This window comes from Pseudomonas sp. QS1027, assembly GCF_002814235.1.
GTDB lineage: Bacteria > Pseudomonadota > Gammaproteobacteria > Pseudomonadales > Pseudomonadaceae > Aquipseudomonas.
Map to the genome: position 1 here is coordinate 93,336 of NZ_PHSU01000008.1, position 19,785 is coordinate 113,120.

Sequence of the window (19,785 nt, forward strand, 5' to 3'; positions counted from 1 at the left end):
TGTACGGCCCTTACGGCACCTGCGGTGCGGGGCACCGAGGCGGTCTCAATGCACGGCGCTGGCCGGCAATTTCAAAACGGGGAGGCTCAGTTCCTGCTGGGTGGACTTGAAGCTCAGGGACACGGTTTGCGCGGTGATCCGTTCGATCCGCCAGCCATTGGGCAAGGTTTCGCCTTCCGCGACACTCAGGCTCTTGCCCTCTTTGGTCTTGAACAGCGCCTTGCGCAAGGCCGGCGAGACGGCGATGCCATTCAGCGAAAAACCGGCCAGCGATTGCGTGTCGCGTTCGTTTCCGGCCACCGGGTCGGGCTTGCGGTCGCGATTGAACAGCGAGCGCCCCCAGATCTCGGCATAGGCCGCCAGCGCCGGCGTGGCTTCGACCGCGGCCGGCGTGGCAGGCGAGGTCGGCGGGGTATGGGCCAACTCGGGGTACCACTCGATGCCCGCGCCCAGGCCCTCGAACAGGGCGAGACAGAGGGCCGCCAGCGACACCACGCAGACGCCCAGCCAGAACGTTGGTCTGCCCGGGGTTTTCATGTGGCGGGCTCCCCTTTCCTGACGGGGGGATTCTTCTCCGGCGGGTTGTTCAGGTAGGCGCCGATTTGCAGTTGCACCGCCAGGCGGTGATTGGCGTCGGGGGCCGGCATGGGGTTGCGGCGAATACTCAAGGCTTCGACAAACAGCGCCACCGGCTGGTTTTCCAGTTCATAGAGCAGGTTCGCCAGGGGCTCGATGGCGCAGTCGAGGTTGATGCTGATCTTGACCTGGCGGTACGGCGCGCTGTTGACGACCGGGATCGGCATGCGATTGGTGATGGTGCAGCCGCCGCCCTCGGGCGCCAGGGTTTGGAGTTTGGCCGCCACCAGTTGCATCAGTTGGGCGGTGGCGGCGCCAGCATCGGTGTCCGGCAGCAGGCTGTCATTGCTGCTCGGCGCGTTGCGCGCTTGCGCCAGTTGCGCTTCGAGGATCGGACGCTGGAGCTCCAGCGCCTGGTAGCGTTGGCGCTGGGCGCGGAGGGTGTCCATGTCCTCGCTGATCGACTGCAAGGGCGAGGTGAACCACCAATGGATGCCGATGAAGTAGGCGGCGATCAGCCCCAGCGCGGCCAGTAGCAAGGCCGCCCCGCGTTGGTCACGGCGTGTCAGGCGTAGGGGCATGGCGCTCCTCCCCCAGGTGGGCGGTCAGGTTGAGTCGGTCCTGGCCGGTGCTGGCGTCGGCTTGAATCACCCCTTGGAACTGCAGGTTGCGCAGGTCCGTGCAGGTTTTCATTTTGCCGATCAGGTCACCGGCCTGGCTGCTTTGCGCGCTGAGGGTGAGGGTGCCCTGGGCATCGATATCCAACTGTTCCAGCCAGGTGTCGACGGGGATGCAGGCGGTCAGTTCCCGCAGCAGGGCGGTCCTGGACAGCGCCAGGGTCTTTTGCGTTTGCACGTAGCGCCCGGTGTCGAGCCGCTCGTTGAGCTGTTGGCGCAGCCCCTGGATCTGCTGGGTGTCGTTGCGCAGTGCGGCGACCTCGGCGTTCATGGCGTCCAGGGCCAACTGGCGGTTATGCACCCACATCAGCATGGCGGCCAGCAGCAGGCTCGCAGCGAGCCAGATCAGTCGGCGCCGTAGCCGCCGGGCCGGATGCAGCTCCTGGGGGCGGCGCTGGGTCGGCAGCAGGTTGACGTGCAGGCGCGCGCCATCGCGGTCCAGCGCGTCAATGGCATCGATGCGCAGGCCGCTGCGCGCGGCTTCATCGAGGATCGCGTCGATGCGTTCACGCAGGGCGACCACCAGGGTCAGTTCGAACACCGGCCGGGTGCGGTCTTCGCGCGGGTCGCGCAGCGTATCGAAATAGACCTGGGCGGCCTTGAACGGCGTGTACTTGTCCATCTCGAAGACCAGTGCCGCGTGGGCCTGAGCCGAGGCGGCGAGGGGCAGTTGCACGCGGCTGAGCAGGACCTGTTCGCAGGGCATCAGCAGGACCTGGCGTCGGGCTGGGGCTGTTGCCGTCGAGTCGGCGTATTCGGCGGGGTGACGCAGGGCGCCTTCGTGCCAGTGCAGCAGGTGCTCCTGGTTCGACGATTCCAGGCGCTCGCGCCAGCGCCGGGGCAGGCAGGCAATCAGTTCCCGGCGCCACCAGTGCAGGAACACGGGCAACCGGGAGGCCCGCCAGTGTTGCGCGAACCGGGCTGTGGTGGTTTGCAGTGGCGCGAGCCACGGGCTTTGAAGTGCCTTCATTCCTGCCACCGCAGCACGCGATAGAGTTGCGTGCCCTCGGCTTGTGGGTTGAGGAGGAAGGTCACGTTCAGGTCGGCGGTAAAAGGCGCCACCAGCACCGCCTGGATCTGTGCGCTGTAGATCGGGCCGGCCGGGCTTTCGACCAGCGGTGCCGGCAGCTTGAGCGCTGCCTGTAGCGGGCCGGTGGCATAGGTCGGGTCCGGCTGGGGCAGGCCGGTCCAGATCGTCAGGTTCGGCGCCAGTTGCCCATAGAGCGTTCGGTCCATGGCGGCGAACCCCTGAAGCTGCTCGATGGTCTGTAGCGGGTTGTTGCCGGTGCGGCGAGCCAGCAGCTCCTGGGTCAGTTTGCGGCCTTGGGCGGGGCTGGCGCCCAGATACCCCAGCACCTGGTTGAACGCTTCGGGGGTGACCTGATTGAGGTCGAGCTTGCCGCGTTCGCTGCGCAGTTCGACGGTCAGTTGCGCGTCTTCGAGGGTCAGGTGATAGACGCGCCCGTCGGCGATCATCCCCGGTACCTTGGCCGCCAGGCTCTGCACCACCAGCGCCAGACCGGACTCGGCGGCGAGCAGGGCGCGGGCGTGTTGCAGCGCATAGGCGCTCTGGCGGTTTTCCAGGCGCACGGTGCCGACCACCACGGCCATCATCAGGCTCAGCAGCGCCAGGGCCCAGAGCGCCAGGACCAGGGCGGCCCCGCGTTGGCCGTTCATCGCGAGACCTGGGCTTCATCGAGGCCCGTGCTCAAGCGGATGGCAACCACCAGCGGCGCCCAGGGGATGGGGCCGCTGGCCTGCAGTTCGATGCGTATCGCCAGGGGCAAGCGCTCCGGCCAGGGCCAGCGTGGCAGCCAGCCGGTGGGCTGTGAACGTGGGTCCAGGCCACGGTAGCTCAACTGCCAGCTGTCCAGGTTGGGCAGCAGGATCTGCGGGTCGCCCCAGGCATGCAGCCCCTGGGCGTCGAACTGGAAGAACGCCACTTGCAGGTCCTTTGAACCGTGGCGGTTGTCCACCAGGGAGAACGCGTGCAATTGCAGGCCACCGGACAGGCGCGCCGGCAGCGGGGCGACGAAGCGCATCTGTTGTGCTTCGCCGTCGAACACCTCGGCGAGGTTCTGCGCGTCCCGTAGAAACACCATCGGATAGGCCTGTTGCGCGGCGCTCCTGAGGAAGTCCTGGGCCGAACGGACTTCGTTCAGACGATTGGAATAACGTTCGCCGAGCTCCTGGGTGTGGTTGCTGGCGACCAGGGCCGAGGCGATCAGCACCATCAGCAGCCCGAGCAGGCTCAGGGCAACCAGCACCTCCAGCAAGGTGAACCCCCGTGGTTGCGATTTCATGGCGTGGCTCCCGGCATGATTCCTGGCGTGGTGCCCTGGGCGCGCCAGGTGACGAAGCGTTCCTGGCGGCTGCCCTGTTCCAGTACCAGTTCCAGGCGATAGAGGTCCACCGGCGGGGTACCAGGTTGCGGGGTAGCAGGCTGCGCGGTGGTGGTCAGTTGCCATTGCACCCGGGCCAGGTTGCCCTGCCAGTGTCCTGGCTTGAGCAGTTTGCGGCTCTGGTCGTCGAACAGGGTCTTGGCCAGTTGCGCCATGCGCGTGCTCTGTTCGTCGCGCAGCAGGGCCCGGGTCGTGGAGCCCATGGCATTCAGGTAGACGGCGAAGCCGATGCTCAGCAAGACCACCGCCGCGAGCATTTCCAGGAGGGTGAAACCGCCTTGGCTGGGTGTTTTCATGGGCTGGCACCGTCCTGCCAACTGACCTTGCCGGTCAGCCAGGCGACATCCACCCGCCAATGGCTCGGGCCGCGTTCCAGATAGACATTGCCGCCACTGGAACCGCCATCGGGGTAGAACTCGATCACCCCGTCGCGGGATGACGACAGCTCGGCAGCGGTGGTCAGGCGCAGGTGCATGCCGGCGGGCAGCAGATGCTCGGCCTGGCCCGCGGCCCGATAGCTGTTGCGGATCAGGTCGAAGTGCAGGGCGGCCGGTTGACCATTGAGCACCGCCTGGCTGCGCACGTTGCGCAGCGCCAGGCTCAGTTCGCGCTTGGCCTGGCGGTCACGGGCGTTTTCCAGGCCGCCGGCGACACTGTGGGCGAGCAGGCTGGCGCCGACGGAGATGATCAGGATCACCACCAGCATTTCCAGCAGGGTGAAGGCCCGGACACCGCGTGGCTTGGCCATGGCTATTCCCAGTTGCCGACATCGGTGTTGTAGCCGTCGCCGCCGGGCTGCCCGTCCTTGCCATAGAAAACCAGGTCGAAGGGCCCGTGGGCACCGGGATAGCGATAACCGAACGGATGGCCGTAAGGGTCCAGCAGGTCGCTGGGTTTGGCGTAGGGCCCGTTCCAGTTGTGCACATTGGCGGGCGCGGTGGTCAGGTCGACAAGGTCCCTGGGCGGGGTGCCGACATCCAGGGCGTAACCCTCGATCTTCATCGACAGGCTGGCCAGTTGCGCCTTGCCGGCACCGTACTTGCCCTTGTCGACATTGGCCCCGACCTGGCGCACGACAATGGTCGCGACCACGCCGAGGAGGACGATCACCGCGAGCATTTCCAGCAGGGTGAAACCTTGGTGGCGGTAACGCAGCGAGCGACTGGCGGTCATGGCGGCTTCCTTTCAGAGGTTATTGGTCAGGCTCATCAGCGGCAGCATGATGGCCAGCATGATCAGCCCGACCAGGGCGGCCATCACCAGGGTCAGGGACGGCACCAGGGCGGCGAGCAGGCGATCGATATGGCGCTTGGCCTCGGCGTCGAAAATGCTCGCGACCTTGAGCAGCAGGCGGTCAAGTTGCCCGGATTCCTCGCCGACCTGGATCATCTGCAGCGCCAGTTCCGGGAAGGTCGCGGTGGTTTCCATGGCCGCCGACAGCCGGCTGCCGTCCTTGACCCGGACGATGGTCTGTTCCACTGCGTCGCGGACCACCTGGTTGCGGCAGACCTGGCGGGCGATATCGAAGGCGCTGATCAACGCCACGCCCTGGCTCAGCAGAGTGCCGAGGGTATGGGCCAGGCGGGCGGTTTCCAGGCGCAGCAGCAACGGCCCGATCACCCAGGCACGCAACATCAAGCGATCCCATTGCAGGCGGCCTTGCGGCGTGCGCAGGCGTCGGGCCAGCCAGCCGACCAGCACGGCCATGGCCGCGAGCAGGTAGAGGATGTAGTGGCCGAGGAACTGGCCGAGGCCGAGGATCGCTTCGGTGATCAGTGGCACGGGCACGCCGAGGCCGCTGAAGATCGGCACGAATTGCGGCACCACATAGGCCAGCAGCAGGACCAGCGAGCCGAGCACGCCGACCAGCAGGAAGGCCGGGTAGATCAGCGCATTGACCACTTCGCCACGGACTTTCTGTGCCCGCTCCAGGTAGGCCGCCAATTGCCCGAGGGTCTCGCCCAGCGCACCGCCGGCTTCCCCGGCGCGCACCAGGCTGAGGTATAGCGGCGTGAACGGCGGGCCTTCCAGCGCCATCGCCGCCGACAACGGCTGACCGCCCTTGACCCGGTCGCGGATGCGTTCGAGCAGGCGATGGGCCTGGGGTTTGCCCGGCTGGCGGACCAGGGTGTTCAAGGCCCGCTCCAGGGGTTGGCCGGCGTCGAGCAAGGTGGCGAGTTGCTGGGTGAAGCGTTCCAGGGCGTCGGTATTCAGCGGCGGGCGGTTGAACCAGCTGCCGCCCGGTGCGCTGCCGGCGGCTGCCGGTTCGAGCTGCAATACCAGCAGGCCGCGCTCCTGCAACTGGCTGGCGGCGCCGTCTTCACCTTCGGCATCGAGGGCACCGCTGACAGTGCTGCCAGTGGGGTCGAGGGCGCGATAACGATAATGTTCCATGCTCAATCGCCGCGCGTGACGCGCAGCACCTCTTCCAGGCTGGTGATCCCGGCCAGGGCCTGGCGCAAGCCGTCTTCGTAGAGGGTGCGCAGGCCATTGGCCCGGGCGGCCTGCTCCAGCGTCGCGGCATCGGCATGGCGCATCAGCAGCGAGCGCAGGGTCTCGTTCATCACCAGCAGTTCGCTGAGGGCGCTGCGCCCGCGATAACCGTTGCCGGGGGCATTCGGTCGCGGGCGGTAGAGGCGGATCGGGCGTTCGTCGGTAAAGCGTTGCAGTTGGTGTTCGGCCACCAGCTCCGCCGGCGCCTCGAAGCTTTCCCGCCATTCCGGGGCCAGCCGGCGCACCAGGCGCTGGGCGAGAATGCCGTTGACCGTCGAGGCGATCAGGTAGCTTTCGACCCCCATGTCGAGCAGGCGGGTGATGCTCGCGGCGGCGCTGTTGGTGTGCAGGGTCGAGAGCACCAGGTGACCGGTCAGCGAGGACTGGATGGCGATCCGGCAGGTTTCCAGGTCGCGCATTTCGCCGATCATGATCACGTCCGGGTCCTGGCGCACGATGGAGCGCAGCACCCCGGCGAAGTCCAGGCCGATGGCCGGCTTGACCTGGATCTGGTTGATCCCCTCCAGCTGGTATTCCACCGGGTCCTCGACGGTGATGATCTTGCGTTCGGCGGTATTCAGCCGGGCGAGGGCGGTGTACAGCGTGGTGGTCTTGCCCGAACCGGTGGGGCCAGTGACCAGCAGGATGCCGTGGGGCCGTTCGAGCACGTCGAGGAAGGCGTCGAGGCGGGCGCCATCGAAGCCGAGGCTGGGGAAGTCGAAGGACACGGTCTGGCGGTCGAGCAAACGCATGACCACCGACTCGCCGAAGCTGGTGGGCACGGTGGAGACCCGCAGGTCCAGTTCCTTGCCCTGCACCCGCAGCATGATCCGGCCGTCCTGGGGCAGGCGGCGTTCGGCAATGTCCAGGCGCGCCATGATCTTGATCCGCGAGATCACCGCCGCCGAGGAACTCACGGGCGGGGCTTCGGCCAGGTGCAGCACGCCATCGACCCGGTAACGGACATTGAGCTGGTTCTCGAAGGGTTCGATATGAATATCCGACGCGCGCTGCTCGACCGCCCGTTGCAGCAGCAGGTTGACCAGGCGAATCACCGGCGCTTCCGAGGCGAGGTCCTTGAGGTGCTCGATATCGGTCTTCTGGTTGCCGCTGTCGTCTTCCAGGTTCTCGATCAGCGTGCCCATCGCCGTGCGGCCCTGGCCGTAGTAGCGCTCGATCAGTTGCTCGATATCGCTGCGCAGGCCGATGGACAGGCGCACCGGGCATTGGCAGGCGTATTCCAGCGCGTGCAGGGCATGGGGCTGGTTCGGGTTGGCGATCAGCACGTGCAACTCGCTGTCGGGCGCCGACAGCGGCACCAGGCAATGCTGTTTGAGAAAGCGTGGCGCCAGTTCGGGCGGGTTCTCCAGCAGATCGGGCGCACTCGCCAGCGTCAGCAGAGGCGCGCCGAGCAGGGTCGACCAGGCCTGGGCGAGGTCCTGTTCCGAGACCAGGCCCAGGCGCGCCAGGAGCTCGGTCGAGTCCTGCCGCGCGCCGCCATCCTGCAGCTGCTGGGCCCGGTCGAGATCGGCGGGTTTCAGGCGGCCGGCGTCGACCAGCCAGTCGACGGCGAGCCTGCCCAGGTCATGGGACATCAGGGCGTTCATGGTGCTCTCTCCAGGCTCCATGCCTTTGGGAATAGCCTGACCCCGAAGCGCCTGGGCGGCTACTGTCAGAAATGACAGTTCTGCTGACCGTTGGTCGGGTCGGAGCCGGCATTGTTGAGCTACAGGGCCTCCCTATCGGCATCGGCGATTTCGCCGGTGGTCTCGCTGATGCCCGCGGCGGTGTGCCACCGTTTCGAAGTCGGTCTGTCAGATGAAGAACGAATGGCCATTTCAGACGAGCGGCTATACGAACTGTCATTTCTGACAGTAGGCAGCCTGAGGGTTTGGGGGCAGGCTGATTTATGAAAGAGGTTTTAAGTTGCGCGCGTGGATTTTCGAGGAGAGGGATGTGGCCGGAGTATTCAATAAAATGATGTTAAAGGCTGATGTTGTGTCCGGGCCTGATCTGCGTGGAAGAAAAGTGTTCGTGCCACTTTTACTGTTTGTCGCGGTCTGCTTTGTCGGAGGGTTTGCTTCTCTGGCGCACTCTCAACCCGTGCATGACCTGGCATCAGTATTTAATAGTGAGTTGGGGTGAGGAGCATTTTAAAAAACAGCTTATTACCGATGAAAATTACTCAGCGCTGCGGAATGAAGAAATAGGCGATTACACCCCACCTTCGGCCCCAGCCAGCTGCACTCCGAATACGGCTGAGGGCAGAATCAAGAAGAAATTTGGATTTTGCTGAAAGGAGTGTGGTACAGCCCGCCGTTGCTCGGTGAGATCAGCGCTGTTCGTTAGAGAAAGCCATGTTTCATAAATATTTTGTCATCTTTCCAGTGGGCGGAGGTGATGATGAATGCTGGATAGAATTCAATTGGCTAAGTGTCAGGGCGTTTATAAACTATTAGTTAATAAGCTCTGCCAATTCCTTAATCCAGAGATAATGATCGATTGAGAGCCTGCGCAGGTGCAGTCTGCCCAGCGCGGCGGGTTATTCCCTATTTCTCATATCGAGTCATTCCCATGAATATCTATACCAAGTGCCTGGCCGTTGCGGCCGTTCTTTTCAGTGCCCAAACCTTTGCCCTGGACAGAAAAGACATTGCGCAAGTTATCCGCGTGGACTCCGATCCTTATGCCTGTGGCATTGTCGACGCGAAGATGACCTACAAGACCCCGACCGGGGAGATCAAGGAATACAAGTACAAGACCTGGGGCAGCGGTTGTTCCGGGGATTGATGGATTGAGTCGGTTGCTAAGCAGTCTGGATTATTGAAAACGTCATATCACCTGATGTGGGAGCGAAGCTTGCCCGCGAAGCTATTGGCGGCCTCAAGGGCCTCTTCGCGAGCAAGCTCTGCTCCTGCAAGGACCGTGTTCGGCCCTGATTGAACGGCATCAGGGTTTTCCAAGCCCCACGGTTTCTTACCAGATCGGGATCACATAACTCACGTAGAAGCGGTTTTCGTCCTGGATCGTCTGGCCGGTGATGTCCGGGCTGGCATGGGCATTCTGCCAGCGCACGCCGAGGCCTTTCAGCTCACCGGTAGGGACGTTGTAGGCCAGGGAGATATCGCGTTCCCATTCGTTGGCGTCGGGGTTGGCCGGCGTACGAATCTGGTCGCCATGGACGTAGGTGGTGGCGAACACCAGGCCATCCACACCCAACTGGGCGAAGTCATATTTGTACTGGGCCAACCAGCTGCGCTCACCGGCGTGCTGGAATTTGTTCAATTGCATGTTGGTCAGTGCCGGGGTGTCGGCGCCCGAGCCCGGGCCCTGGAGTTCGGCACCGCTGTTCAGGCCGGAGTCCAGGTACGGGAAGTCGCTGTTGCCGCTGTTCTTCTGCACGCCCAGGCCGACGGTGTGGCCGGACAGGCTGTAGCTTTCCATCAGGCTGATGGTCGACTGGTTGATCCGGCCCTTGGTCAGGCCGTTGCCGTAGTAACCGGCGGCCGAGTACTGGCTGTCGCCATCGGCGTTGCCGCCGGTGCCCAGGCTGCGGTAGGCGCGGAAGTCGCTGTCGATGGCGCCGACGGGCAGGGCGTCATGACGCTTGGCACCGAGGAAGGCCTGTTGGTAGTAGTCCGACAGGTTCGAGTACCAGGCGCTCAGGGTGGTGCCCGGGATACCGGAGTAGTCGGCACCGCCGTAGAGGAACCGATCGCTTTTCTTGGTGCCGCCGGCGGTGATCATGCCGGTGTCGCCGGTTTCGTTGCGGATCTTGGTCTGGGTGATATCGCCGACGGTGAAGGTGAAGTTATCCAGGTCCTTGGACACCAGTTGCGCGCCGGTGTTGGTCTGGCGGTACAGGCGGCCGTCGGTGTTGGCCAGCATCGGGTTGTTCTGGTACAGGGTACCGACGCGCAGTTCATCCTTGAGGAAGCGCGCCTTGAACGTCGGGCTGAGCACGCCGAACTGGTCGACGGACTTGCCGTCGTCCAGCGGGAACATACTGCCGGGGTAGCGGCCCTGGTGGGTCTTGTCGTCCAGGTCGCCGCCGGAATCGAGCTTCAGGCCATAGAACGCTTGCAGGTCCAGGCCCAGGCCGATGGTGCCTTCGGTGTAGCCGGACTTGAAGTCGAACTGGAAGCCCTGGCCCCAATCGTGATAGCTCTTGGCCTTGGCCGTGCTGCCACTGACGCCTTGACCATCCTGGTTCAGGTAACGGTTAAGGAGAGTCACGTCGGCGTGACTGTCATCGATGAAGTCCGCATGGGCGTAGATCGTGACACTCGCCAGGGCGGCGCCCACTAAGGGGCTCAACAGCTTGTTCATTGGGTTCGGATCCTAGTCACAGAATTGAAATAAGAGCAGCAAACTCTTGAAACAATTAAGGAGTGGCCATGTGACAGTTCCGAGTCAAACCCAGGTTTTGGCGGATGAAATTAAATTCATGAAGGGCCGGTCTAGAGCCTTTGCGAGGCTGTAGACCGCTGATTTCATGGGGGAAACACGGACCCTGTAGGAGCCGGCTTGCTGGCGATGAGGCCAGGGAGCTTTACGCCAATTTTGCGGTCGCTATCGTCGGAACGCCGCCCGCAGCAAGCCGGTTCCTACACAGGGGACAGTGGGCGGTAAGTCTCCCGCCCACGGCTGTGTCGCGCGCTGAAATCACTCGCCTGTCTTGTGGGTTTCCGGCAGGAACCAGTTCAGCACCAGGGCACAGATGCCGCCGGTGGCCACGCCGGACTCCAGCACGTTACGCAACGCCGCCGGCATATGGGCGAGGAACTCCGGCACCTGGGAAACCCCGAGGCCCAGGGCCAGGGATACGGCGATGATCAGCAGCGCCCGGCGGTCCAGGTGGATGCTGGCGAGGATATTGATCCCCGAGGCTGCCACCGCGCCGAACATCACCATCGCCGCGCCACCGAGCACCGGCTCGGGCACCGCCTGGATCGCGCCGGCCACCGAGGGGAACAGGCCGAGCAGCACCAGCATCAGGGCGATCCATTTGCCGATATGCCGGCTGGCAATGCCGGTCAGCTGAATCACCCCGTTGTTCTGGGCGAAGATCGAGCTGGGAAAGGTGTTGAACAGCCCGGCCAGCAGCGAGTTGGCGCCGTTGACCAGTACGCCGCCCTTGATCCTCTGCATCCACAGCGGGCCTTCCACCGGTTGGCGCGAGACCTTGCTGGTGGCGGTGACGTCACCGATGGCTTCGAGGGAGGTCACCAGGTAGATCACCAGCATCGGAATGAACAACGCCCAGGAGAAGCCCAGGCCGAAGTGCAGCGGCGTGGGGATCTGGAACAGCGCGGCCTCGTGCATGCCGGTGAAGTTCAGCCGACCCAGGTAACCGGCCAGGGCATAGCCGACCGCCAGGGCGATGACGATGGCGCAGCTGCGCATCCACACCAGCGGGATGCGGTTGAGGACCACGATGATCGCCAGCACCACGCCGGACAGCAGCAGGTTTTCGCCGTTGGCGAAGGTGCCGTTGGCCATGGCGCTGAAGCCGCCGCCCATGCTGATCAGGCCGACCTTGATCAGGGTCAGGCCGATCATCAGCACGACGATGCCGGTCACCAGCGGGGTGATCATGCGTTTGACGAAGGGCAGGATCCGCGAGATGCCCATCTCGACGAAGGAGCCGGCGATGACCACGCCGAAGATCGCCGCCATCACCGCTTCCACCGGCGTGCCTTGCTTGACCATCAGCGCGCCGCCGGCAATCAGCGGGCCGACGAAGTTGAAGCTGGTGCCCTGGACGATCAGCAGCCCGGCGCCGAAGGGACCGAAGCGGCGGCACTGGACGAAGGTGGCGATGCCGGAGATCACCAGGGACATCGAGACGATCAGGTTGGTATCCCGCGCCGACACGCCCAGGGCCTGGCAGATCAGCAGGCCGGGGGTGACGATGGGGACGATGATTGCCAACAGGTGCTGCAGCGCGGCGAGGAGGCCGATCAGCAGGTGGGGACGGTCCTCGAGGCCGAGGATCAGTTCGCTGGCCTGGGGCTCGGCGGCGGGCGGAGTCTGGTGAGCGGTCATGGCGGGGCCCTGGAAAAATGAGGTCGCGATTCTACTGGGCCTGGCGCGGGTCGCCCAGCTTCGGTGGGGCTTATTCGAGAATATCGAAACCGCTGCTGCCCAGGCGCTCGCCATTGACCAGCAAATGCACGGCGTGATGACCGCTGTAGTGCTTGCGGGTGGTCAGCTCGCGGATGTGCTGGCGACGGCTCAGGGTTTCACGGGTGCCGGCGGCCAGGTGCAGGGTCTTGAGCTTGAACACCTTGCTCGAGGTGGCGCCTGAGGCCTTCACGTAGTCGATAGCGTAGTCGATCACCAGCTTCTGGCTGGCGGTTGCGCTAGAGGCCAGGGTGAAGGAGAGGGTGACGCTGTCGCCGAGGTGGATCACCGCGGGTTCGACCTTCAGGTCCAGCACATCGACCTGGGCCTTGGCGCCGGCACCCATCAGCGTGAGGGCACGCGGATTGCCCTGTTTGATCAGGCTGCGCAGGGCGTGACGGGCGATCCAGGCGGTGCGCGGGTCTTCCAGCGACCAGCCCTCGATCAATTCGAGCACCCAGTCTGGATGCTCCTTGGTGATGTCGTTGAGGTGGTTGGCCACCGATTTGCGCACGTACAGGCTGTCGTCGGCCTTGAGGGTGTCGAGGATGTCGGCGGCGAGGTTCGGGTCGGCCTGGATCCGGGCCAGCCGGAAGGACCACGGCAAACGCGGTCGCGAGCCTTCGCTGGCGAGGCGGCGGACATGTTCGTCGGGGTCCAGGGACCAGGTCTTCATCGCCGCCAGGGTGCGTTCGAAATCATTGAGCAGGAAATGCCGTATGGCAAATTCCGAGGAGCCGAAGGCGGTGAAGTACTTCAGCGCGTCCATCGACAGTTCGAAGTCTTCGCTACCGTAGCTCGCCACGTAATGCGGCAGGCACATGCTGACAAAGGCGCTGTTCAGGCGCGGGGCGAGCTTGCGCAGCAGCTTGAGGGATTGCTTGTAGCTCAGGGGCAGCACCGCGTGCAGGCTTTCGCTGACCCGGGCCAGGCGTTGCATGATCGACAGCTCGTCCAGGCCCTGGTGGGTGCGGCTGATAAAGCCGGCGCTGTCGAAGTCGGGGTACACCGCGCGCATTTCGTGGGCGATATGCAGCAGGCGTTCGCTGTTGAAGATTTCCTTCAGCGCCGGGGCGGCTTGTTCGGTGCTCATGGCGGGACCTTGTCGGGTTTGGGGCTGCTGGAAAACTCACCGAGCCTGTTTTTAACGCAGCATAAGCGTCGCGCAGGCGCTTGTCGTACGGGGCCTAGAACGTTGGCGGAGTGATGACCCAGATGACCACTGCGTCGACGTCGCCGGGGTTGCCGTAGCGGTGCGGTTCCTGGCTGGAGAAGCTGAAGCTGTCGCCCTCGACCAGTTGGAAGTGGCGATCGCCGACCCACAGCTCGAAGATCCCGGACAGCAGGTAGCCGGCTTCTTCGCCTTCATGGCTGTAGCTTTGCTGGCTGTAGGTGCCGGGGGGGAAGCGCGAATGGAGCATTTCCAGTTGGCGGTTGGGTTGCGGGGTCAGCAACTGGTCGACGATGCCGTCTTCGTAGTGCACGCTCAGGCGGCTGTTCTTGCGCACCACGTAGCCGTTGTCTTCGGGGGCGGTGATGGCTTCGCTGGCGAAGAACCACTGGATGGTCACGCCGAGGCTACGGGCGATATTGAACAGGGCCGGGATCGACGGATAGGCGAGGTTGCGTTCCAGCTGGCTGATATAGCCGGCGGTGAGTTCGGCCTGGGTTGCCAGTTCGGTCAGGGTCATGCCACGCCGTTTGCGCAGGCCGCGGATACGCGTACCGAGAAACTGCGGGCCCGCGGCGGCGCTGTCACCGGCGGGCGTTGGGGCGTTGCTCATGGCCTGCTCCAATCCTTGAAAGGGCCGCAGTATAAGGCACTTGTCGGGTGCTGCGGGGGAGCCCTGAAACCTCGGATCACGGTGTGCCAGGCTGAACGCTCCTACACATGCGGTCAGATCTCCCAGGCGACTTTCAGCCCCTCGTAGATCGCTTCTTCCACCGTGCGCGGCGCCAGGCAGTCGCCGATCCGGCGGAACTCCACCAAACCCTGCAATTCATCACCCAAGGTATCGACCGGTTGATGCCCCTGGCACAGCACCAGGGTGTCGACCTCTTCGAACAGCATCGGCTCGCCGCTGGCGGTATGTTGAAGGTATACGGTGCTGTCATCGCAGCCATAGAGCCGGGCATACGGCGTGATGGGAATGCCCAGGCGGTGCAGCTCGCCGGCCAGTTGATCGCGCACATACAGCGGCAGGCTCTCGCCGCAATGGGTGCCGTTGACCGCCAGTTGCACCTGGTGCCCGGCCCGTACCAGACGCTCGGCAATCCCCGGCCCGATCCAGTCGCAACGCCAGTCGACCACCACCACCGAACGGCCGATCTGCACTTCGTCACGCAGCACCTGCCAGGCATCCACCACCTGCAATTCGCCACCGCGCTCGAAAGCCGGCCAGTAAGGTTCGGCACCGGTGGCGACGATCACCAGGTCCGGCTGCTCGCGCTCCACCAGCGCCCGGTCGACCCGGGTATTGCGCACCACCCGCACGCCGGCCAGTTCCATTTCCCGTTGCAGGTTGGTGCTGGCGCCGCCGAATTCGCTACGGCGTGGCAGCAATTGCGCCAGCAACACCTGGCCCCCCAGTTGCGAGGAGGCTTCATACAAGGTCACCTCATGCCCACGCTGCGCCGCCACGGCCGCGGCTTTCATCCCGGCCGGGCCGCCACCGGCAATCATCACGCGCTTGCGCTTGGCCGTGGCAATCAACTGCCCGTACTGCAACTCGCGCCCGGTTTCCGGGTGCTGGATGCAACTGATCGGCAGGCCCTTGTGGAAGTGTCCGATGCAGGCCTGGTTGCAGGCGATGCAGGCGCGGACATCCTCGCTGTGGCCGCTGTCGGTCTTGTTCGGCATCAGCGGGTCGCAGATCAGCGCCCGGGTCATGCCGCAGACATCGGCCTGACCACGGGAGAGGATCAACTCGGCCTCCTGGGGCTGGTTGATCCGCCCGGTGACGAACAGCGGAATCGACAGACTGGCCTTGAACGTGCCGGCTTCCTTCGCCAGGTAGGCGGCTTCGATGGCCATCGGCGGGACGATATGCACCGCGCCACCGAGGGACGCCGAAGTCCCGGCGACGATATGCACATAGTCCAGTTCGCCTTGCAGTTGCACCACGGCGGCCAGTGATTCGTCCTCGGTCAAACCTTCGGCATCACGCTCGTCGGCGGAAATCCGCAGGCCGATGATGAACTGCCCGTCGGTGGCCGCGCGCACGGCGGCGATCACTTCCCGAAGGAAACGCAGGCGCTGTTCCAGCTCGCCGTTGTAGCCATCGGTGCGCCGATTGACCCGTGGGTTGATGAACTGCGCCGGCAGGTAACCGTGGCTGGCGACCACTTCCACGCCATCGATCCCGGCCTGGTACAAGCGCCGCGCTGCCGCCGCGTAGCCTCTGACGATCTCGTCGATCATCGCCTGGTCCAAGGCTCGCGGCATGACCCGGAAGCGCTCGTTGGGCACGCAGGACGCCGAGTAGGCGACCGCCAGCAGGCCGTCGCTGGACTCCATGATTTCCCGGCCCGGATGGAAGATCTGCGACAGCACCAGGGTGTCATGGGCATGACAGGTTTCGGCCAGCCGCCGATAGCCGTCGATGCAGGCATCGTCGGTGGCCATCAGCACATGGGAGGTGTAGCGCGCACTGTCGTGAACACCCGCCACCTGCAACACGATCAGGCCGACACCGCCCTCGGCGCGGGCCCGGTGATAGGCGATCAACTGCTCGTTGACCAGGTTGTCGGTGGGCATGGAGGTGTCGTGCCCGCTGGACATGATGCGGTTCTTCAAGCGCTTGCCACGCAGCTGCAAGGGTTCGAACAGATGGCGAAAGGCGTGCGGCGACGTCGACATGGCAAGGCTCCAGGCGGCCCGGGATCTAGGACGGGCAGTTGTTATTATTGCTCCATGAAAATTTACCTGTAGTAAAAAATCAACTTGTTTTTTTACTTTGCCTTGGGTTAGCTTCAAATCACGCCTGATGGCCGGGCGTACCTCATACAACAAAAAAATGGATCGCCAGGCGCTTCGGGCCCGGGCGATACCGCACGAGGACTCATCGATGAAATCGAACACCCGCAAGTACGGTTTTTATCCCTTGCTCCTGACGCTGGCCATGGGCGGTGTCCAGGCCGGCCAGGACATGGTGGTGGTCGGCTATGGCGGCGCCGGGCAGAAAGCCCAGGACACGGCGTTCTTCCAGCCTTTCAGCGCCAAGGACGGCAGCAAACTGATCCAGAGCGAATACAACGGTGAAATGGCCAAGATCAAGGTCATGGTCGACACCGGCAGCGTGGACTGGGATGTGGTGCAGATCGAAGGACCGGACTTGATGCGCGGGTGTGACGAGGGGATGTATGAACGCCTCGACTGGAAGCAGATCGGCCATGCCGACCAGTTGATCCCCGACGCGGCCCAGGAATGCGGTTCGGCGGCATTGGTGTGGAGTGTCGCCATTGCCTACGACACCGACAAGGTGGCGCGGCCGCCGACTTCCTGGGCCGACTTCTGGGATGTGAAAACCTTCCCCGGCAAGCGCGGCCTGCGCAAGCGGGCGGTGTACAACCTGGAGTTCGCGCTGATGGCGGATGGGGTGAAGGCCGAGGATGTGTATACGGTGTTGAGCACACCGAAAGGGGTCGACCGGGCCTTTGCCAAGCTCGACCAGCTCAAGCCTTATATCCAGTGGTGGGAGGCGGGCGCCCAGCCAGCGCAGTGGCTGATGGCGGGTGATGTGGTCATGACCTCGACCTACAGCGGCCGTGTGGCCGCCGCCGCGCAGCAGGGCAGCCATCTGGCCCTGGTCTGGCCGCAGAGCCTGTATGGCATGGATTACTGGGCGATCATCAAGGGCTCGAAACACGTCGACCAGGCCAAGCGTTTTATTGCCTTTGCCAACCAGGCCGATGCCCAGGTCAATTACGTGCGGCAGATTCCCTATGGTCCGACCAATACCGAGGCGGCCGCGCGGCTGGATCCGAGCCTGGCGAAGTGGGTGCCGACGGCGCCGCAGAACCTCAAGGGCGCGTTGTCGATGAACGTGGCGTTCTGGAACGATCACGGCGAGGAGCTTGAAGAACGTTTCAATGCCTGGGCAAGCAAGTAGAGTAGGGGCAGCCGGGCGCCGTCGAGCGCACCGGCTGCCTGATTCGATCCATCCTGCCTGAGGGAGTTACCCGCTTGAACGACCTTCTGCACACGGCTGCCGCACCGGTGGCCATCGAGCGTCAATTGCGTGAGCAACTGGCGGCCTGTTACCGGTTGATCGCGCACTTTCGCATGACCGACCTGATCTTCACCCATATCTCCCTGCGTTTGCCCGGGCCTGACCATCATTTCCTGATCAACCCCTATGGGCTGATGTTCGAGGAAATCACTGCGTCGAGCCTGGTGAAAATTGGCCTGGACGGAAGGGCGGTGGAGGACTCGCCGTATCCGGTGAACCCGGCCGGGTTTGTGATTCACAGTGCGATTCATGGTGCCCGGGGAGATGCGCAGTGCGTGCTGCACACCCATACCCGCGCGGGTTGCGCGGTGGCGGCGCTCAAGTGCGGGTTGTTGCCGGTGAACCAGATTTCCATGGAGTTTTTCGGGCGCACGGCTTATCACGACTATGAGGGCGTGGCGCTGGACATGGATGAGCAGGCGCGGCTGGTGCAGGACCTGGGTGACAAGTCGGTGATGCTGTTGCGCAACCATGGTTTGCTGACGGTGGGCGAGAGCGTGGCCCAGGCGTTTTTCCGCATGTATTACCTGGAGAAGGCCTGCGAGATCCAGATTGCGGCCCAGGCGTGTGGGGAGTTGGTGTTGCCGTCGGACGCGGTGTGCGCCCATACCGAGCGACAGTTCAACGATCCGGGCCGGCCGGTGGAGGAGGGGCAGTTGACCGATCCGGATGCCATGGGGTTGGCGTGGGCGGCGATGTTGCGGTTGCTGGATCGGGTGGCGCCGGGGTATCGGGATTAACACTTAGGGAATGTTGGACTCGTTTTTGTGGGAGCGGAGCTTGCCCGCGAAGAACGATAACGCGGTGTATCTGATACTCCGCGTGTTCTCGAGATTCGCGGGCAAGCTCCGCTCCCACAGTGTCCGTGTTCAGCCCATGGATCAGCGGTGTTTAGAGGTGCAACGCATGCCCTAACGCCCGCAACGCCGCTTCCTGCACCGCTTCACCCAAGGTCGGGTGGGCATGGATGGTCCCGGCGATATCTTCCAGACGAGCCCCCATTTCCAGGGACTGCCCGAACGCCGCCGCCAGTTCCGAAACTCCGGCACCCACCGCCTGCCAGCCGACAATCAGATGATTGTCACGCCGCGCCACCACCCGTACGAAACCGCTTTTCGATTCCAGGGTCATGGCCCGTCCATTGGCCGCAAACGGGAAGCTCGACACCAGGCAATCCAGCCCGGCGGCCTTGGCCTCATCCGGCGTTTTACCGACCACCACCAACTCCGGATCGGTAAAGCACACCGCCGCAATCGCGGTCGGATTGAACTCGCGATGCTGGCCGGCAATTACCTCGGCAACCATCTCGCCCTGGGCCATGGCCCGGTGTGCGAGCATCGGTTCGCCGGTCAGGTCGCCGATGGCCCAGACATTGCGCATGCTGGTCTGGCAACGGTTGTCGATCTTGATCGCCGCGCCGTTCATCTCCAGCGCCAATGCCTCCAGGTTCCAGCCCTGGGTACGCGGTTTGCGGCCCACGGCCACCAGCACCTGATCGGTCACCAGTTGCAGGGTTTCACCCTGGGGATCGCGCACCGACAGGGTGTTTGACGCGGCATCGAAGCCTTCGACGCTGTGTCCCAGATGCACGGTAATACCCAGGGCCTTGATCGACTCAGCCACTGGCTGGGTCAGTTCACGGTCATAGGTCGGCAAGATACGGTCGCGAGCTTCCACTACCGTCACCTCGGCCCCCAGCTTGCGGTAGGCAATCCCCAGTTCCAGGCCGATATACCCGGCGCCGACCACGGTCAGGCGCTTGGGAATCGAAGTCGGAGCCAAGGCTTCGGTGGACGAAATAATCGCCCCGCCAATCGGCAACATCGGCAGGTTCACCGTCTGCGAACCGCTGGCCAGCAGCAGGTGCTCGCACTGGATACGCAGGCCATCGACTTCGACATGCTTGCCGTCGATCACCTTGGCCCAGCCATGGATCACCTTGACGCCATTCTTCTTCAGCAACGCTGCGACGCCGCTGGTCAGACGGTCGACAATCCCGTCCTTCCACTCGACGCTCTTGCCGATCTCCAGGGTCGGTGCCGACACCTTGATCCCCAGGGGCGAGGTACCACCGCTGTAGCTTTGGGTGGTATGAAACTGCTCGGCCACATGGATCAGCGCCTTGGACGGAATGCAGCCGACGTTCAGGCAGGTGCCGCCCAGCGCGTGGCCTTCCACCAGTACGGTGGGAATGCCCAGTTGGCCGGCACGAATCGCCGCGACATAACCGCCAGGGCCGCCGCCGATGATCAACAGGGTGGTGTTTTGGGTCTGTTGCAT

General features: G+C 64.0%; 19 protein-coding genes. 3 read left to right on the forward strand and 16 right to left on the reverse strand.

The window, feature by feature from the left end; genetic code table 11:
- Positions 1-45: 45 nt before the first annotated feature.
- Genes CWE01_RS08755 through gspE form a run of 10 tightly spaced genes read right to left on the reverse strand, consistent with a single transcriptional unit; the run spans position 46 to position 7,743 of the window.
- The gene (locus CWE01_RS08755; protein ID WP_100940137.1) at positions 46-537 is read right to left on the reverse strand and encodes a general secretion pathway protein GspN; all 492 of its coding nucleotides are present in this window, start codon (positions 535-537) and stop codon (positions 46-48) included.
- Positions 534-1,157, reverse strand: coding sequence for a type II secretion system protein GspM (gspM, locus tag CWE01_RS08760; protein WP_100940138.1), 624 nt, complete (start codon positions 1,155-1,157; stop codon positions 534-536). Before gspM ends, CWE01_RS08755 begins: the two co-directional genes overlap by 4 nt.
- A complete protein-coding gene (locus tag CWE01_RS08765) occupies positions 1,132-2,223 on the reverse strand; it encodes a PilN domain-containing protein (RefSeq protein ID WP_100940139.1) in 1,092 nt (363 codons plus the stop codon). Before CWE01_RS08765 ends, gspM begins: the two co-directional genes overlap by 26 nt.
- Positions 2,220-2,930, reverse strand: coding sequence for a general secretion pathway protein GspK (locus tag CWE01_RS08770; protein ID WP_100940140.1), 711 nt, complete (start codon positions 2,928-2,930; stop codon positions 2,220-2,222). Before CWE01_RS08770 ends, CWE01_RS08765 begins: the two co-directional genes overlap by 4 nt.
- A complete protein-coding gene (locus CWE01_RS08775; RefSeq protein ID WP_100940141.1) occupies positions 2,927-3,556 on the reverse strand; it encodes a prepilin-type N-terminal cleavage/methylation domain-containing protein in 630 nt (209 codons plus the stop codon). The genes CWE01_RS08770 and CWE01_RS08775 overlap by 4 nt, the downstream gene beginning before the upstream one ends.
- Positions 3,553-3,951, reverse strand: coding sequence for a type II secretion system protein (locus CWE01_RS08780; protein WP_100940142.1), 399 nt, complete (start codon positions 3,949-3,951; stop codon positions 3,553-3,555). The genes CWE01_RS08775 and CWE01_RS08780 overlap by 4 nt, the downstream gene beginning before the upstream one ends.
- Entirely contained in the window at positions 3,948-4,403 is a 456-nt protein-coding gene (locus tag CWE01_RS08785; RefSeq protein WP_100940143.1) for a GspH/FimT family pseudopilin, read from the reverse strand. The genes CWE01_RS08780 and CWE01_RS08785 overlap by 4 nt, the downstream gene beginning before the upstream one ends.
- A 2-nt stretch (positions 4,404-4,405) precedes the next feature.
- On the reverse strand, positions 4,406-4,828 hold the full coding sequence (gspG, locus tag CWE01_RS08790; protein ID WP_100940144.1) for a type II secretion system major pseudopilin GspG: 423 nt from the start codon (positions 4,826-4,828) through the stop codon (positions 4,406-4,408).
- 12 nt (positions 4,829-4,840) lie between these two features.
- Complete coding sequence (gspF, locus tag CWE01_RS08795; RefSeq protein ID WP_100940145.1) at positions 4,841-6,049, reverse strand: type II secretion system inner membrane protein GspF; 1,209 nt, start codon at positions 6,047-6,049, stop codon at positions 4,841-4,843.
- A gap of 2 nt (positions 6,050-6,051) precedes the next feature.
- The gene (gspE, locus tag CWE01_RS08800; RefSeq protein WP_256579336.1) at positions 6,052-7,743 is read right to left on the reverse strand and encodes a type II secretion system ATPase GspE; all 1,692 of its coding nucleotides are present in this window, start codon (positions 7,741-7,743) and stop codon (positions 6,052-6,054) included.
- Between the two features lie 979 nt (positions 7,744-8,722).
- On the opposite strand from gspE, the gene CWE01_RS08805 reads away from it, so the two are divergent.
- Positions 8,723-8,938 carry a DUF2790 domain-containing protein gene (locus CWE01_RS08805; protein WP_100940147.1) on the forward strand — a complete coding sequence of 72 codons (216 nt, stop codon included), beginning with the start codon at positions 8,723-8,725 and terminating at the stop codon, positions 8,936-8,938.
- 186 nt (positions 8,939-9,124) lie between these two features.
- Here the strand turns inward: CWE01_RS08805 and CWE01_RS08810 are convergent, their stop codons facing one another.
- The 5 genes from CWE01_RS08810 to CWE01_RS08830 all read right to left on the reverse strand — a co-directional run bounded on the left by CWE01_RS08810 (position 9,125) and on the right by CWE01_RS08830 (position 16,133).
- Complete coding sequence (locus CWE01_RS08810; protein WP_100940148.1) at positions 9,125-10,477, reverse strand: OprD family outer membrane porin; 1,353 nt, start codon at positions 10,475-10,477, stop codon at positions 9,125-9,127.
- Positions 10,478-10,813: 336 nt separating this feature from the next.
- Positions 10,814-12,196: a nucleobase:cation symporter-2 family protein gene (locus CWE01_RS08815; protein WP_100940149.1), complete on the reverse strand. Its 1,383-nt coding sequence runs from the start codon at positions 12,194-12,196 to the stop codon at positions 10,814-10,816.
- Positions 12,197-12,266: 70 nt separating this feature from the next.
- Positions 12,267-13,367: a DNA alkylation repair protein gene (locus CWE01_RS08820; RefSeq protein WP_100940150.1), complete on the reverse strand. Its 1,101-nt coding sequence runs from the start codon at positions 13,365-13,367 to the stop codon at positions 12,267-12,269.
- Positions 13,368-13,461: 94 nt separating this feature from the next.
- Positions 13,462-14,058, reverse strand: coding sequence for a cupin domain-containing protein (locus CWE01_RS08825; RefSeq protein WP_100940151.1), 597 nt, complete (start codon positions 14,056-14,058; stop codon positions 13,462-13,464).
- Positions 14,059-14,171: 113 nt separating this feature from the next.
- Positions 14,172-16,133, reverse strand: coding sequence for an FAD-dependent oxidoreductase (locus CWE01_RS08830; RefSeq protein WP_100940152.1), 1,962 nt, complete (start codon positions 16,131-16,133; stop codon positions 14,172-14,174).
- A 208-nt stretch (positions 16,134-16,341) separates the two neighbouring features.
- Between CWE01_RS08830 and CWE01_RS08835 the strand changes: the two genes are divergently transcribed.
- Both CWE01_RS08835 and CWE01_RS08840 read left to right on the forward strand, forming a co-directional pair.
- Entirely contained in the window at positions 16,342-17,385 is a 1,044-nt protein-coding gene (locus CWE01_RS08835) for an ABC transporter substrate-binding protein (RefSeq protein WP_100940153.1), read from the forward strand.
- Between the two features lie 74 nt (positions 17,386-17,459).
- The gene (locus tag CWE01_RS08840; protein WP_100940154.1) at positions 17,460-18,245 is read left to right on the forward strand and encodes a class II aldolase/adducin family protein; all 786 of its coding nucleotides are present in this window, start codon (positions 17,460-17,462) and stop codon (positions 18,243-18,245) included.
- 151 nt (positions 18,246-18,396) lie between these two features.
- Here the strand turns inward: CWE01_RS08840 and lpdA are convergent, their stop codons facing one another.
- Positions 18,397-19,785, reverse strand: coding sequence for a dihydrolipoyl dehydrogenase (gene lpdA / locus CWE01_RS08845; RefSeq protein ID WP_100940155.1), 1,389 nt, complete (start codon positions 19,783-19,785; stop codon positions 18,397-18,399).